The organism is Mesoflavibacter sp. CH_XMU1422-2 (assembly GCF_037029245.1).
Lineage (GTDB): Bacteria > Bacteroidota > Bacteroidia > Flavobacteriales > Flavobacteriaceae > Mesoflavibacter > Mesoflavibacter zeaxanthinifaciens.
The window spans coordinates 63,569-78,508 of sequence record NZ_JAYMEE010000056.1 but is presented as its reverse complement, the minus strand read 5'-3'; the positions used below and the strand labels follow the sequence as shown (position 1 = coordinate 78,508).

General features: G+C 29.5%; 13 protein-coding genes. 6 read left to right on the top strand and 7 right to left on the bottom strand.

Annotation, left to right across the window (positions count from 1 at the left end; genetic code table 11):
• Nucleotides 1–18: 18 nt before the first annotated feature.
• From WA340_RS06365 to porZ, 3 genes are read right to left on the bottom strand one after another with little or no spacing between them, the layout of a single operon-like run.
• Entirely contained in the window at nucleotides 19–2,436 is a 2,418-nt protein-coding gene (locus tag WA340_RS06365) for a TonB-dependent receptor (RefSeq protein WP_336127978.1), read from the bottom strand.
• Nucleotides 2,420–3,139 (bottom strand): DNA repair protein RecO, encoded by a 720-nt coding sequence (gene recO, locus WA340_RS06360; protein WP_336127976.1) that lies wholly within the window; start codon nucleotides 3,137–3,139, stop codon nucleotides 2,420–2,422. The genes WA340_RS06365 and recO overlap by 17 nt, the downstream gene beginning before the upstream one ends.
• A complete protein-coding gene (gene porZ / locus WA340_RS06355) occupies nucleotides 3,139–5,499 on the bottom strand; it encodes a type IX secretion system anionic LPS delivery protein PorZ (RefSeq protein ID WP_336127974.1) in 2,361 nt (786 codons plus the stop codon). The genes recO and porZ overlap by 1 nt, the downstream gene beginning before the upstream one ends.
• A gap of 159 nt (nucleotides 5,500–5,658) precedes the next feature.
• Between porZ and WA340_RS06350 the strand changes: the two genes are divergently transcribed.
• Together WA340_RS06350 and WA340_RS06345 are read left to right on the top strand one after the other, a co-directional pair.
• A complete protein-coding gene (locus tag WA340_RS06350) occupies nucleotides 5,659–6,972 on the top strand; it encodes an MBOAT family O-acyltransferase (protein WP_336127972.1) in 1,314 nt (437 codons plus the stop codon).
• A gap of 1 nt (nucleotide 6,973) precedes the next feature.
• On the top strand, nucleotides 6,974–8,056 hold the full coding sequence (locus WA340_RS06345; protein WP_336127971.1) for an alginate O-acetyltransferase AlgX-related protein: 1,083 nt from the start codon (nucleotides 6,974–6,976) through the stop codon (nucleotides 8,054–8,056).
• Nucleotides 8,057–8,106: 50 nt separating this feature from the next.
• Here the strand turns inward: WA340_RS06345 and gdhA are convergent, their stop codons facing one another.
• On the bottom strand, nucleotides 8,107–9,450 hold the full coding sequence (gene gdhA / locus WA340_RS06340; RefSeq protein ID WP_336127970.1) for an NADP-specific glutamate dehydrogenase: 1,344 nt from the start codon (nucleotides 9,448–9,450) through the stop codon (nucleotides 8,107–8,109).
• A 226-nt stretch (nucleotides 9,451–9,676) separates the two neighbouring features.
• Here gdhA and WA340_RS06335 point away from each other — a divergent pair, with 226 nt between their 5' ends.
• Nucleotides 9,677–10,492: a THC0290_0291 family protein gene (locus tag WA340_RS06335; RefSeq protein WP_336127968.1), complete on the top strand. Its 816-nt coding sequence runs from the start codon at nucleotides 9,677–9,679 to the stop codon at nucleotides 10,490–10,492.
• Nucleotides 10,493–10,562: 70 nt separating this feature from the next.
• On the opposite strand, the gene WA340_RS06330 is transcribed toward WA340_RS06335, so the two are convergent.
• A complete protein-coding gene (locus WA340_RS06330) occupies nucleotides 10,563–11,702 on the bottom strand; it encodes a cystathionine gamma-synthase (protein WP_223077921.1) in 1,140 nt (379 codons plus the stop codon).
• 154 nt (nucleotides 11,703–11,856) lie between these two features.
• On the opposite strand from WA340_RS06330, the gene WA340_RS06325 reads away from it, so the two are divergent.
• Nucleotides 11,857–12,597, top strand: a complete 741-nt coding sequence (locus tag WA340_RS06325; RefSeq protein WP_336127967.1) for a DUF3298 domain-containing protein — start codon at nucleotides 11,857–11,859, stop codon at nucleotides 12,595–12,597.
• On the opposite strand, the gene WA340_RS06320 is transcribed toward WA340_RS06325, so the two are convergent.
• The gene (locus WA340_RS06320) at nucleotides 12,594–13,049 is read right to left on the bottom strand and encodes a DinB family protein (RefSeq protein ID WP_027879641.1); all 456 of its coding nucleotides are present in this window, start codon (nucleotides 13,047–13,049) and stop codon (nucleotides 12,594–12,596) included. The genes WA340_RS06325 and WA340_RS06320 overlap by 4 nt on opposite strands.
• 162 nt (nucleotides 13,050–13,211) lie before the next feature.
• Between WA340_RS06320 and WA340_RS06315 the strand changes: the two genes are divergently transcribed.
• Both WA340_RS06315 and WA340_RS06310 read left to right on the top strand, forming a co-directional pair.
• Nucleotides 13,212–13,565: an arsenate reductase family protein gene (locus tag WA340_RS06315; protein WP_106677159.1), complete on the top strand. Its 354-nt coding sequence runs from the start codon at nucleotides 13,212–13,214 to the stop codon at nucleotides 13,563–13,565.
• Nucleotides 13,558–14,454 (top strand): DMT family transporter, encoded by an 897-nt coding sequence (locus WA340_RS06310; protein WP_027879643.1) that lies wholly within the window; start codon nucleotides 13,558–13,560, stop codon nucleotides 14,452–14,454. The genes WA340_RS06315 and WA340_RS06310 overlap by 8 nt, the downstream gene beginning before the upstream one ends.
• On the opposite strand, the gene WA340_RS06305 is transcribed toward WA340_RS06310, so the two are convergent.
• Nucleotides 14,443–14,922: an acyl-CoA thioesterase gene (locus tag WA340_RS06305; protein WP_223077916.1), complete on the bottom strand. Its 480-nt coding sequence runs from the start codon at nucleotides 14,920–14,922 to the stop codon at nucleotides 14,443–14,445. The genes WA340_RS06310 and WA340_RS06305 overlap by 12 nt on opposite strands.
• Nucleotides 14,923–14,940: the final 18 nt, after the last annotated feature.

Below are 14,940 nucleotides of genomic sequence, written 5' to 3'. Positions count from 1 at the left end.
TTGTTAATGCTGGTTTTTTCATAGACTATATGTTAATGAAACAATTAAATTTCTTCCTGGTGCAGCAATACCAGAAGAGTATGTTTTATAACGTTGGTCTGTTATGTTTTCTAACGTTGCTGTAACTATTGTATCTTCTGCTAATTGATATTGAGTCCTAAAATTTAAAGTATACCATGATGGAGAATACGGGTTACCGTTTTCATCTAAAGCATAGATATAATCTTTCTCTGTTTCTGAAGGAGCCAATTGAGTAAAAGATAATTTGTTATTATAATTTACAAAAGCATCTAATTTAAACTTATCAGATTGCCACATTAGATGTGTATCGCCAAAGTTTGGTGCTACGTGTCTTACTGGTACTTCTATACCGTCTGTTTCTTCTGTACCACCAATAAAATTATATCTAGATGTTAACTTAAGTTGGTCACTAATATTCCATAAGGCAGCAAATTCAAAACCATATATCCAAGATTTTGATGCATTTTGTATAGACTGCACATTACTTAATTCGTTATTATAAATAATTTCAGTTTCTCCATTAAGGTCTCCGTCTCTTCTAACTAAAGCATTATCTAAATAGGTATAGTATGTTGCTAAATCAAATACTACCTTTTTATTAAAATTAAGTTTTAAACCTAATTCTCCATTGTATGCATACTCTGGTTTTAAATTATTATTTGGTACAACTACAGATCCTGGTTCTGAGTCAAAAACCTTACCAACATCATCAATATTTGGTGCTCTAAATGCTGTAGATAGATTAAGTTTCCACTGTAAAATATCATTGGGTAGCCATGTAATTCCTGTTGATGCTGTTAAAGCATCTGCATTTATATTAGCTTGATCAAATGGTAAATTTAAGTATTGATTATTAGCAGTAAAATCTGCACTTTGTGTGACGTTATTATATCTTAAACCAGATTGTAATACAAACTTTTCATTTGGCTTATATTTAAAATTAGCATATATAGCTGCACTATTCCATGTGGCTCCATCTGGATATCTTGACACAGTATTTTCTGTTGTGTTATCTTCAATATTCTCTGTATATCCAATAGATTTGACTTTATTGAAAACATACTCAAAACCATAAAAAAGACTAGATTTTTTGCTTAGATCTTTTTCTAAATCTAAGTTAAAAGACAAAGCATTAACAGACTCTTCATGTATATTCCTAATTATATCTTCAAAATCTCTATCTATTCTACTTTCTTCAAAATTTTGATATGCAAATGTTGCTTTTATATTATCATAAAATGTAGCCTTACTACTTGTCTTTGTTACTTTTAAATTAGACATAAACCAACGTTGTGGCCCATAATTCCATTCTGCTGAACGCAAATTATCACCTCTATATCTAATTAATCTGTCATATCTTGGATAATCGGAAGTTGTCGTGTAAAATAGTCCTAAGTCAAAATCTAAGTTATCTTTTGGTTTGTATGCTACTTTTTGCATTAAATTGATTTGGTTGTAACCAGTAAATTTTTGAATTTTTGGATTATTGTTTTCAATAATTACATCTTGATTATTTTCTGTCACGACGTATTCGGGTCTTAAATATTCTGCTGGTCCATGACTACCCATACGCAGATCGTTAAAATCTGTATATGTAACATTAGTTAAGAATCCCCATTTTTTTAAACCTAAATTTACATCTACATGTGCAGTTTTTTCTTGATTTGCTGTAGCGTATCTAAGCATTACATTACTATCTACAATTAAACTATCTGTGTAAGAGAGCTTAGGACTTTTAGTGTAAAAACTTATTACGCCACCAATAGCATCGCTACCATAAATTGTTGAACCTGCACCAAGAATAACTTCAGTTTTTTCTATGGAAAGTGGATCTATAGATATTACATTTTGAAGATTACCACCTCTAAAAATTGCGTTGTTCATCCTTACACCATCAATACTAATTAATAATCTATTTGTAGAAAAACCACGTATCATTGGGCTACCACCACCTAATTGACTTTTCTGGACATAAACTTTACCTGTATTTTCTAATAAGTCTGCACTAGTTTGTGGATTATTAAACTTTATTTGATCGGCGTTTACTATAGCTATACTTTTAGGGATTTCTCGTTTATTTTGCTTAAAATTTGATGCAGATATTATAACCTCATCCAAGCCTAATTGATTACTCTCTAGATAAATATAATTGGCATTAACCTTTTCTTTTTTTAAAGATTTTAAATTGAAAGAAATATGTTGAAAAAAGATCAATTCTGTATCTAAAAACTTATCTAGATTAACTAAGCCATCTTCGTCTGTAACTTCTGTTGTAGTTTGATTTTTATTAAAAACAGCAACACCTGGTATTGGTGTTTTGGTTGTTTTATCTACAACTTTTACTGACTGAGCATAAGCATTTGCAAAAAAACAGAATATGAAAATGTACGTTATCTTTTTAATTAAATACATCATTAAAGATTTGTAAAGATTTAGGTTGATTAAAATTGGTTAAGTGCAAATCAAAATACTGCAACAACATTTTTAAAAACTGTTGTCTTTGCTTTGAGTTGATTTTTATTTGATTTAATGCATCAAAATCTGTGCCTAGAAGTTGTTTTAAGAGTGTTAAATTTTCTCCGGAAACACAGTATTTCGAATTGTTTATATATTGAAATTGACCTTCTAAAAGATTAAAAAAATCGGCATCAATTTCAGAATCATCAGGATAAAAACCTAGATACTTCGTTAATTCTAAAAGAAATAGTAAATGAGCGTTAGATATTTGACTACTTTCATCTAACCACATAAAAGAGGTCTCTAAATAATTAAACAATGGTATATTTTGTTCTTCTTCTTTAAGTGCTTGAGATAAGATTTCGGCTAAAAACATTGCAATAGCACTTTTAACAATATTGGTATGCAAACTACTATATAAAAAGCTTGTTTTTAAATCTTTTATATACTGTAAAGACCTATTATCTTTATGGTCTGTTTCTAATTCTAATAAAGATAATGGTTGAAAATAGGCTGTTTTCTTATTATTCTTTTTTGACTTTAAAATACCTTTTAAAATATAACTGACTATACCATGATTATAGGTATAGCATTTTACTATTAAATCGTTGTCTTTAAATCTTATTTTTGAAAGAACTATGGCTTTTGTTTTGGTTTGCATTACCTAACCACCATTAATTTAAGCACTTTGGTTTCTAATGTATCAAGATCGTTTAACATGACTAGATACACGCCAGAAGCCACGACATCTCCAGCTAGATTTTTTCCATTCCATAATGCTGTACCGCCATCAATTTCAAGATTATAACCTTTAAATCTGCCGTTTGTATTAGACTCTGCTTCTGCTACAAGATTACCTTCAATATCTGTAATCTTAATATTAACGTTTTCTGAAATGTCTCTTATTTTAATTTTTTCTGAAACCATATCAAATGTAGGTCTAACTGGGTTTGGAAACACAAAAGCATCCTCTAAAGTAGTTTTTGGTGTTGACGCTTCTGACTTAAAAGATAACAGACCTTTTTCTGTAGCTATGTAGACAATACCATTTTCTTCATCCAATGCTACATCTAAAACATCATTACTTGGTAGTGGTGAGTTGTCTTTTGTAAAGTGATATATGGTTTGTTGACCATCTGATGAGAAATAATACAAACCTGTGTCTAATGTTGCTATCCATTTATTGTTAGAACCATCTACTTCAATATCTGTTACAAATTGTTGAAAAAGCAGCTCACTAGCTTCTCCATTATCTAATACCACTATATTATCTACTTCTGGATTTTCTAAAAAGCTTTGTGTATTGTAAACAACTCTTATCCCTTTATCCATACCAATCCATAATTGACCATTTCTATCTATTGCTAAAGTTCTTACGTTTGGAGAAGGCATTCCTTCTTCTTCCTCACTTATATTAACTATTGTTGGATTATTACTGCTATTAGGTACACATGCTATAACTCCATAGTGAGAACTACCAGAAAATATTGTTCCGTTATTATCAAAAACCATTGAAGAAAACCCTAAATTACTTGTTGCGGGATCTATTAGAGCTTGGTAGTTATAAGAAGTCCATTGACCATTTTCTGATAGTTTATTAAGAGTTTCGTTAACACGTCCATTATAAACATAAAAATTACCTTGATCATCAAAAGCTGAATTTAAAATCAAATAAACCGAACCAAATAAAGGCACCAAACTACTATTACTTTGGTTAAACACATTAACTACTTCTTCATTTTGTATATTTATAATCCCTGAATAGTATGAACTTACATACACATTGCTACTATTAAATGGGTCTATTGTAAGATAGGACAAGTACCATGGATTTGTTACGTTTTGAGCTAAAGAATCATACGTTATATTTCGCCATTCATCATTTATAAAATGGCTAATACCTTCTCTTCTTACTCCGCCATTAAAATTATAAGATATTGAATAACCTCCATGTATTCCCCAGATTTGTCCTTCTTGATATTTTAATTTAAAAAATCTATTTCGTAATGGACTTTCTGGATGAATTTCTTCAAAATTTTCTGGATCAGAAAAACTGGTTTTTAAAATTCCAAAAGCTGGTTGTCCTGTATTTTCAATTCTATTTGTTCCAACAAACAATTCTTCTGATACAGATATACTTGTACTAAAATTTGGATTAAAATCTGATGTTGTTGCGGCATTGACTAACTGATCAAAATTACTACTATATACAAAAGATTGCTTAGTTATTGTAACTGACAAACGGTTGTCATTACTTTTAAAACCAACTATATCTTGTGGGTAAGCAACTTTTTGGATTAAGTTACCATTAACAACTTCATAAACTCTTCTATTAGAATTAGCTACATATAGTCTATCTTCAACATTTTGAACACCTAACCAATTTCCGTTATTTAAACTTTCCCATTCTTGATAATCAATTAAATTAGGATTATCTAAACTTGCTCTATACAATCTTTGCTCTGTTGCTGCATATATATAATTGTTAAACATTGTTGTCTGTCTAACTTTTAATTGTGAACCATTTGGACCTATGTAATATGTATCTCCAAACTCTAAAGCATTAATATCGTATACTGATATACCATAATCTGTTGAGATATAAACCAAATCTTGATTTCTAAAAAATTGATTTATACCTTTATTATTTGGCGGAATTGTTGGTTTATCTAAAATATCAACTACTGTTAAAAAGGTTCTATTTACCTGATCATAAATTTGCATTAGGCCATTTTCAAACCCTAATAACAGCAAATCTTGGTCTTCTATATATAAGATGGCACTTATAGTCTCTCCTGACAAACCATTAATAGTAGAAAGTTTTTCTATTTGATAGGTATTAATATCATATGTAAAAATAGTGTTTTCTGCAGCTACATATAATTTATCTAAACCTGGTGATACATCTTTAATTTCCAGATAAGAATAATGTTCTGACCAAGCATCTTCAAAGTTTTGACAGTAACTTATTTTTATAAAAAAAAATAAAAAAATAAATATCAGAGGTTTAATGTACCGCATTAAAACAAAGTTTGGGTTGCTAGAATAAAACCCAAAAGTACTATATTTTATTGTATTTTAGACCTCAATAATTTTAGTCTTGTGTTATTTAGTAGCCCTATATTTTTATTTCTATTTCTTCCTTTTTCTTTAGCTCTATATTATTTAGCTCCAAAGAAAATGAAAAACATCATTCTTTTGGTTTTAAGTTTAGGGTTTTATACTTGGGGAGAAAAACAGATGGTTATTTTGATACTATTATCTTCATTAGTTGATTATAGTTCTGGATTAATCATTAATTCAGGGAAAAAAAAGATAGGTTTAGTATTATCTATAGTATTTAATCTAAGCATTTTAATCTACTTTAAATACTCTAACTTTATTATTTCTAATATTAATAATAACTTAATTACAAATGTAGTTTTACCTATAGGAATCAGTTTTTACACATTTCAAACAATGTCTTATACTATAGATGTTTACAGAGGTAATATAAAAGCCAATAAAAACTTTATTGACTTTACGATGTATGTTACTTTGTTTCCTCAATTAATTGCAGGACCAATTGTAAGATACTCTCAAGTTCAAAAACAATTAAGAGAAAGAAAAACAAACGCTAAACAGTTTGCTACCGGTGTAGAAAGGTTTATTATTGGTTTAGCAAAAAAAATGCTAATTGCTAATAATTGTGCTTTTTTTGCAGACGCAGCATTTAGTCTATCCCAAAATCAATCTTCTGCATTAATTGCTTGGATAGGTATTGTAGCTTATACTTTACAAATATTTTTTGATTTTTCAGGGTATTCTGACATGGCTATAGGTTTAGGTAAAATGTTTGGCTTTAATTTTCCAGAAAATTTTAATTATCCATACATCTCTAAATCTATAAAAGAATTTTGGCGACGTTGGCACATAACTTTATCACAATGGTTTAGAGATTATTTATACATCTCTTTAGGCGGAAATAGAAAAGGAAACCATAGAACATATATAAATTTAATCATAGTTTTTTTCTTAACTGGCTTATGGCATGGTGCCAATTGGACATTTATAGTTTGGGGATTGTTTCATGGTTTATTTTTAATTATTGAGAGAATTGGTTTTGAATCTTTTTTAAAAAAACAAAGTACTTGGATTGCTCATTTTTACACATTACTTATAGTTATTGTTGGATGGGTAATTTTTAGAAGTGAAAATCTAAATCAAGCAATTAATTACACATATACCTTATTTGATTTTAAAGCACGTTTAAATACTGGTTTTTTAAACTTTTACTTAACCAAAGAAGTGATTACAGCATTAATAGTAGGGATAATATTATCTACACCTGTTTATCAAAAAGTAAAATTATATTTTAATAATTTAAAAGATAACAACAGCATTTACAATCTAAGTGTTTTATGCTATAATGCAGGGTTAATCTTCTTATTTGCTCTCTGTTTTTATTATATAGCTACAGAAGCTTACAACCCATTTATCTACTTTAGATTTTAAAATGAATAATATCTATAACATAAAAAATAAACTTTTTATAGCAGTATTTTTACTGTTATTAATTGTACCTAATTTAGTTTTAATTTTTGGAGTGGAATCTAAAATTGGTGATAACGAAAATTTAAAATTTAAAGAATTTCCTAAAATTGATATAAAAAAACCTATACAAAGTCTTTCAAGTTTTAAAAGTTATTACTTAGGCAATTTTGGTCTTAAAAAAACAACTGTTAATCAATACATCAATTTTAAAGAAACTATTTTAAAAGAAGAACCTTTACCAAATTATAATTTAACAGGCAAAGATGGTTGGTATTTTTTAGGCAATCATTATAATAATGTTTTTTATAATTCTTTTGGGATGACTGGTGACAATAAAACAAAAGAAATTATTAGTTACTTAAACAGAATCAATCAATATCTAAATGCAAAAAACATAAAATTCTATGTTATATTTCCGCCTAATAAACATAGTATTTATTCTGAGTATTTACCATTTCAATTAGAGAAAAAAGAAACTCTTTATAGTCACTTAAAAAGAGAGTTAGAAAAAAACTCAACAGCTCATTTAATAGATTTACATTCTGTTTTACTAAAAGAAAAAAAAGAAAACCAATTATATTACAAAACAGATTCTCATTGGAATGATTTAGGGGCTTTTATAGCTTATCAACACATTATAGATTATATCAAAAAAGATATATCCATTCAAAAACTAGAACTTAAGGATTATAAAGTTTCTACAAATTCCAAAGTTTTAGGAGACAATACTCAAATGGTAAACATTAAAGAAAAAACAGAAGTTATAAATTTCGAAAAAAAGACACCTTCCAAAATAGAAGTTTTATCAGATGACCAGAAATTTCTTCATTTTAAAAATGAAAGTAAAGATTATAAGTTAATACTTTATAGAGATTCTTTTTCTAATGCTCTAATACCTTTTTTTAATGAAACCTTTGAAGATGCTATATACATAAGAAACTTTAAAATCAATAAAAAAGATATTGAAAATAATAACCCTGATATTGTTATTTTAGAATTGGTTGAAAGAAATATAAATTACCTTGGTAAAGCTGACTTAAAATAAAAAAACCGCCTTATAGGCGGTTTTTATTTTTTAGTTATGTGATATTTAATTTATACCAAACCTTGTGCTAACATAGCGTCTGCCACCTTAACAAATCCAGCAATATTTGCTCCTTTTACGTAGTCTACGGTACCATCATCATTTTTACCATATTCTACACAAGATGCATGAATATCATCCATAATTTGGTTTAATTTAGCATCTACCTCTTCTCTAGTCCAATTGTATCTTAAAGAGTTTTGACTCATTTCTAAACCTGAAGTTGCTACTCCACCAGCGTTAGACGCTTTACCAGGAGAGAATAATACTTTCGCTTTTTGTAATACCTCTATAGCTTCTGGAGTCGTAGGCATATTTGCACCTTCTGCAACTGCTATTACATTGTTATTTACTAAAGCTTCAGCTTCTTCTTTATTTAACTCATTTTGTGTAGCACATGGCATAGCCACATCACAGTTTACAGACCATGGTCTTTCTCCTTCATGGAAGGTAGCAGATGGATACTTTTCTGTATACTCGTGGATACGTCCACGTTTAACATTTTTAAGCTCCATAATAAATGCTAATTTTTCTTCATTTATACCATCTTTATCATAGATATATCCAGAAGAATCAGACATTGTTACTACTTTACCTCCTAATTGCGTTGCTTTTTCGCAAGCATATTGAGCAACGTTACCAGATCCAGAAATAACAACTGTTTTACCTTCAAAAGAATTGTTTTTAGTTGCTAACATATTTTTTGCAAAATACACACAACCATAACCTGTTGCTTCTGGTCTAATTAATGATCCTCCGTATGACAATCCTTTACCAGTTAATACTCCTGTAAATTCATTTTTTAATCTTTTATATTGACCAAACATGTAACCTATTTCTCTTGCTCCTACACCAATATCTCCTGCAGGAACATCTGTATTTGGCCCAATATGCCTGTATAATTCAGACATGTAAGATTGACAAAAACGCATTACTTCGTTATCACTTTTACCTTTTGGGTTAAAGTCACTTCCTCCTTTTCCTCCACCCATTGGTAAAGTAGTTAAAGAGTTTTTAAAAACTTGTTCAAACCCTAAAAACTTTAAAATACTTAAGTTTACAGAAGGATGAAAACGCAAACCACCTTTGTAAGGACCTATTGCCGAGTTAAACTCTACACGGTAACCTCTATTAACTTGTGGCTGTCCTTTATCATCAACCCATGGAACTCTAAAGATTATTGTACGCTCTGGCTCTACCATACGCTCTAACAATAACTTATCTTGATACTTTGGGTTGTCTTCTATAAACGGAATTACAGTCTCTGCAACTTCGTGTACAGCTTGTAAAAATTCTGGTTCATGACCATTATTTGCTTTTACTTGATCTAAAAATGCTTCTATTTTTTGTTTCATTATTACAATAAAATTATGACTCTTTTATTTTAAGTGCCAAATTGCACTGCAAATATACATTATCTTTAAGTATTTACGTCACATTTTTAAAATTTCGCAAACGTTTTAGTAAGTTTCTTATTTTAAGAAATAATTATATTTAGTTCATTTTATCCTTATTATTTGTATGTTAATCGTGATTTCATATATTTGTTGGATATTTAGCCTCTAAAATAAAAGCCTTATTATGCTTAACCATAAACAATTAACACTGTTTTTATTAGTTATCTTAACTAGTACTACCGCATTTTCTCAGTTAGGCTTCTCACACGAAATTGGTGTCATTACTGGTCCTGTTGCCTTTAAATCTGATTTTGGAGAACGTTTAGATCCCGAAACTAACACTGGCAACTCTGGTATTGGAATTGGATTAGTACACTACATAAACTTTGCTTATCGTGCAGATTGTAACTGTTACACTACAGACAATTTTTTTAATGATCACTTTAAACTTAGAACAGAAATTTCTTGGAATAAAACTAAATTAAATCATTTAGGTGAATGGGTACAACCTTACAGAAATAGTGTTGAAGCTCAAAAACTTAGAGCTCATACTGGTGAGGCAAATAACTTAGATATCGGTATGCAATTAGAATACTTTCCTTTAAGTATTCGTTCTTTTCAAGCTTTCGGATATAAGTTTGCTCCTTTTGTAAGTCTTGGCGCTCATTACGTATCTTATAACCCTAAAGTATATACAAATTACGGGGACCAAAGTGTAACCAATATGAATAATTTTTATTCCCCTTGGTACGCTACTAACCCTAATTTAGATTCAGATTTCCCTAAACCAATAGACCCTTCTTCTGGTAGCACATGGTCTGTTGTTTCTAGTATTGGCGTTAGGTATAAACTAACTATGGTTTCTGATTTAATGTTAGACCTTCGTGGTCAATACTATTTTAACGATTGGATTGATGGTTTAAATCACGACCTAAACTCTAACAAGTATAACGATTGGTTAGTATGGTTAAACTTTGGTTATATCTACTATTTAGATTAAAAAACAAACAAAATATATCATAAAAAAAGCCAACTAATTAAGTTGGCTTTTTTTATAACGATAATTACTCTTATCCTATAGCTTGTTTTAAATCGTTTATTAAGTCTTCTTCATCTTCAATACCTACACTTAACCTAATTAAAGAGTCTACTACTCCTGTTTTTTCGCGCTCTTCTTTTGGTATACTTGCATGTGTCATACTTGCTGGATGACCACATAAAGATTCTACACCACCTAAGGATTCTGCTAACGTAAATACTTTAAGATTCTCAACAATTTTAATAGCTTCATTGTAGTCGTTTCCTTTAGTAACAAAACTTATCATACCTCCAAAATCTTTCATTTGCGCTTTTGCAATTTCATGGTTTGGATGACTTTCAAAACCTGGCCAATATACCTTTTCAATTTTTGGATGAGATGCTAAATATTCTGCAACAGCTCTTCCGTTTTCACAGTGACGTTGCATTCTTACGTGTAACGTTTTAATTCCGCGAAGCGCTAAAAAGGAATCTTGTGGTCCACAAACGGCTCCACTTGCATTTTGTATAAAATATAATTTATCTGCTAACTCTTTATCTTTTACAATAAGTGCTCCCATAACTAAATCGCTATGTCCACCTATATATTTTGTTGCAGAATGCATTACTAAATCGGCTCCAAGATCTAAAGGTTGTTGTAAATAAGGTGTAGCAAATGTGTTATCTACTGCTAAAAGTACATTGTGCTTTTTTGCAATCTCTGCAGTTGCTTTAATATCAATAATATTCATCATTGGGTTAGTTGGTGTTTCTACCCAAATAATTTTTGTGTTTTCTGTAATATAATCCTCTATATTACTTGCATTTTGCATACCAATAAAGTTGAATTTGATTCCAAAATTCTTAAATATACTGGTAAATAATCTATACGTTCCGCCGTATAAATCGTTTGTACTTATTACCTCATCACCTGGCTTTAAAAGTTTCATTACCGCGTCAATAGCAGCAAGACCAGATCCAAAAGCTAATCCGTACTCACCATTCTCTATACTAGCAAAAGCGTTTTCTAAAGCTTGGCGTGTTGGGTTATGTGTCCTTGAGTACTCAAACCCTTTATGTCCACCAGGTGTAGATTGTGCGTATGTTGAAGTCTGATAAATTGGAGGCATTACAGCACCATAAGCTGGGTCATGTTTTTGTCCACCATGTATCGTTTTTGTGTTAAATTTCATGTTTATTTAGTTTTTAAAGTTGAAATAATCATCTAAAAATTTATAATTCTTATTTTTGAATGCAAAGCAGATGTTTTTCAACTTAATTTGTAATTATTGCAACAAAAATAACGTTTAATTCGTTGTATTCAAACTTCATTATTAGCTTTAGTTTATGTTTAACAGTATAAATAATTTCAGGACTTTTTATCTACTTTTTTTGTGTTTTATAGGCTTTTTTTCTTGTGAAGAAGAAAAGACATTATCGTTTTCAGAAATTCATATTTCTAAAGAAAAAGAAACTTTTGTGGACATTGTTATGCCTAAAGCAAAAGGAAACTCTAATGTTGCTAAAAACATAAATACATCACTTAATAATTTTGCTTGTGATATTTTAAATGTAGATAGTGCTAAAGAAAAAAAATTAACTATAGACCAAAGCATTACAGCTTTTAATGCCTCTTATATTGGCTTTACAACACTGTTTAATGAAGATATAGCTAGAGACTTCCCTAAATGGGAAGCGTTTATTGATGGAGAAATTTCTTTTCAAAACGAATTTATTATCTGCATTGCCATGAATGGAAATGTACAAACCGGAGAAGCTAACAGCAACTTGATTTTTAAGTTTTTTAATTTTGATCCAGCAACTGGAAAAGAATTAAAAACCAAAGATTTAATTAACGATTTAAATGGGTTTAAAGCATTAGTTAAAAAATATTATGATAAAGAGTTAATGACCGTTCATAACGGTTTACAATCTCAAAATTTAGATTTTAAGCTACCTAAAACTATCGGGTTTAATGAAGAAGGCATTATTATCTTTTACAACAATTTTGAATTTGGCGCACTAAGTAAAGAGCCTGTTGAGTTTACAATACCATACGTGGTAGCAAATTCTTATTTAAAATTTTAAATACAGCGTTTTAAAGCCAAAACATAACCTAAATGGATTCCTTCATGAAAATTGTTAAATGCAATAGCCTCATCAACATTCGTTAAAGTACTTTTAGTAGTTACTGTATATTCATGATAGGTTTGAAAAATTCTGTTTTCATAATCTTCCTTTGTTTTTTCAATAGTACTAAACAATAAACCTTTAATTAAATCTACTTCTGCTTGGGTTACATCACGTTCTACCTTTGTTCCTTTTCGATACATTTCAACCAACTCATCACTTATAATCATAGGTATTGCAGATAAATTATAGACTAATAATTGTTGGGTTACAATAGTATGAGCTACATTCCAAATAATATTATTATTAAAGCCTTCAGGAACTTTATTAAGTTGTTCTAAAGTTAAATTTTCAAGTAAATCTTTTAAAAATTTTCGACTTTTTAAAGTGGTATCAAATGCAAAATCCATAGTATTTCAATTTTCAATAAAATTAAATATTTATGCTATTTAAAACTAATTTCACTTCAATTTTTAAAAAAAATGTTGGGTATTATGCTTTCGCAGAATTTTTGCCAGAAAAAGCATTAAACTTTTGCAAAAAAAATCGAAATTTGCCAAAAATATAACATCATGAAAAACGTTTACTTCCTTAAAACTTGTAACACGTGCACAAGAATTATTAACGAGTTGAATTTAAGTGACGACTTTAAATTTCAGGAAATAAAAAGTGAACCATTAACAGCAAAACAAGTTGATGAGTTAGCAAAATTAGCAGGAAGTTACGAAGCTTTGTTTAGTAAGCGTGCTAAGTTATACAAAGACATGGGTTTAAAGGACCAAAATCTAACCGAAAAAGATTTTAAACATTATTTACTTGAACACTATACTTTTTTAAGCCGACCAGTTATTGTAATTAACGACAAAATTTTTGTTGGTAGTAGTAAAAAAACTATAGAAGCAGCCAAAGAAGCACTAAATGAATAAACTAAGAATATTTGCTTTAATTGCTGCGTTTATAGTACAATTATTGTATGGATTAACCTTTACTTTTGCAAAAGACGTAATGGCTAACGGTTACATAAAGCCGTTTGGTTTTATTGCATTACGCGTTGGTGGAGCAGCTATTCTATTTTGGGTTGTCAGCCTTTTTGCTCCAAAAGAAAAAATAGAACCTAAAGATTTTAAAACTTTTTTTCTTGCATCCATATTTGGAGTTGTTGTTAATATGCTATTTTTCTTTAAAGGGCTAGAACTTACAACACCCATACACGCATCGGTAATAATGATTACCAGTCCTATTATCGTATTAATACTATCTTCTTTTTACCTAAATGAAAAGATAACAAAACTTAAAGTTTTAGGTGTTATTTTTGGATTTACTGGTGCTGCGATATTAACAGTTTATGGTAAATCACCAAATCCAGGAGACAATGTGTTATTAGGAAATATTATGGTGCTAATTAATGCGTTATCTTACAGTATATATATTATAATAATAAAGCGTTTAACAGAAAAATACCATCCGTTTACATTTATTAAATGGTTGTTTTTGTTTGGTTTTTTTATGGTATTACCGTTTGGATATTCAGATTTAACTTTGGTAGATACCTCTACGTTTACACCTTACATTTGGTTTTCGGTAATTTTTGTAGTTGTAGGTGCTACATTTGGAACATACCTATTAAATCCTTTAGCGCTAAGACATTTGCGCGCATCTACAGTAACCGTATTTATTTACTTGCAACCTTTAATTGCTGGTATTTTTGCAATTATTATGGGTAGCGATGCTGTTACAGTCGTTAAGATTTTAGCATCTGCTTTAATCTTTTTAGGTGTGTATTTAGTTACCAAAAAACCTAAACTACAAGCTTAGGTTTTTTGGTGTTCTGTTATGTTTTCTGGTGTCTTCTTTTGTTAAGATTTTAAAATCTTCAGTTTTAGGAAAACTTTTTGTTAACTCTAATAAATCGTCCGGTAGATTAGTTAATTTTCTAGAGTTTAAGTCTATCCAAGCTCCAAAAATTTCACAAAAAGCAAGATTTTCACCTTTATGATTGTAAAAATTATGATCAAATTTAAAGAACATTCCGTCTTCGCTTAGACCAGAAACTTCAAGAGTTACTGTTACTGGATAACCTAAAAAGGTTTCTTTAAAATAATGTACATGCTCATGAAAAACCACTGGACCAAGACCTTCTTTTACCAATTCTGATAAAGAAAAACCGTGTTCATGTAAAAACGCTGTACGTGTATGACTCATAAAATTTATATATGCAGAGTTAGCTAAATGTCTGTTAGCATCAATATCACTCCACCTAATCTCAAACTGTTTTTTGTACATCTCTAAAAATTTAAAACA

Excerpts from the sequence above, each read along its gene's own strand:
- WA340_RS06330 (WP_223077921.1), bottom strand. The coding sequence starts at position 11,702 with ATGAAATTTAACACAAAAACGATACATGGTGGACAAAAACATGACCCA.
- WA340_RS06320 (WP_027879641.1), bottom strand. The coding sequence starts at position 13,049 with ATGGATTTTGCATTTGATACCACTTTAAAAAGTCGAAAATTTTTAAAA.
- WA340_RS06325 (WP_336127967.1), top strand. The coding sequence starts at position 11,857 with ATGTTTAACAGTATAAATAATTTCAGGACTTTTTATCTACTTTTTTTG.
- WA340_RS06365 (WP_336127978.1), bottom strand. The coding sequence starts at position 2,436 with ATGATGTATTTAATTAAAAAGATAACGTACATTTTCATATTCTGTTTT.
- porZ (WP_336127974.1), bottom strand. The coding sequence starts at position 5,499 with ATGCGGTACATTAAACCTCTGATATTTATTTTTTTATTTTTTTTTATA.
- WA340_RS06345 (WP_336127971.1), top strand. The coding sequence starts at position 6,974 with ATGAATAATATCTATAACATAAAAAATAAACTTTTTATAGCAGTATTT.
- WA340_RS06350 (WP_336127972.1), top strand. The coding sequence starts at position 5,659 with ATGAAAAACATCATTCTTTTGGTTTTAAGTTTAGGGTTTTATACTTGG.
- WA340_RS06335 (WP_336127968.1), top strand. The coding sequence starts at position 9,677 with ATGCTTAACCATAAACAATTAACACTGTTTTTATTAGTTATCTTAACT.
- WA340_RS06315 (WP_106677159.1), top strand. The coding sequence starts at position 13,212 with ATGAAAAACGTTTACTTCCTTAAAACTTGTAACACGTGCACAAGAATT.
- recO (WP_336127976.1), bottom strand. The coding sequence starts at position 3,139 with ATGCAAACCAAAACAAAAGCCATAGTTCTTTCAAAAATAAGATTTAAA.
- WA340_RS06310 (WP_027879643.1), top strand. The coding sequence starts at position 13,558 with ATGAATAAACTAAGAATATTTGCTTTAATTGCTGCGTTTATAGTACAA.
- gdhA (WP_336127970.1), bottom strand. The coding sequence starts at position 9,450 with ATGAAACAAAAAATAGAAGCATTTTTAGATCAAGTAAAAGCAAATAAT.
- WA340_RS06305 (WP_223077916.1), bottom strand. The coding sequence starts at position 14,922 with ATGTACAAAAAACAGTTTGAGATTAGGTGGAGTGATATTGATGCTAAC.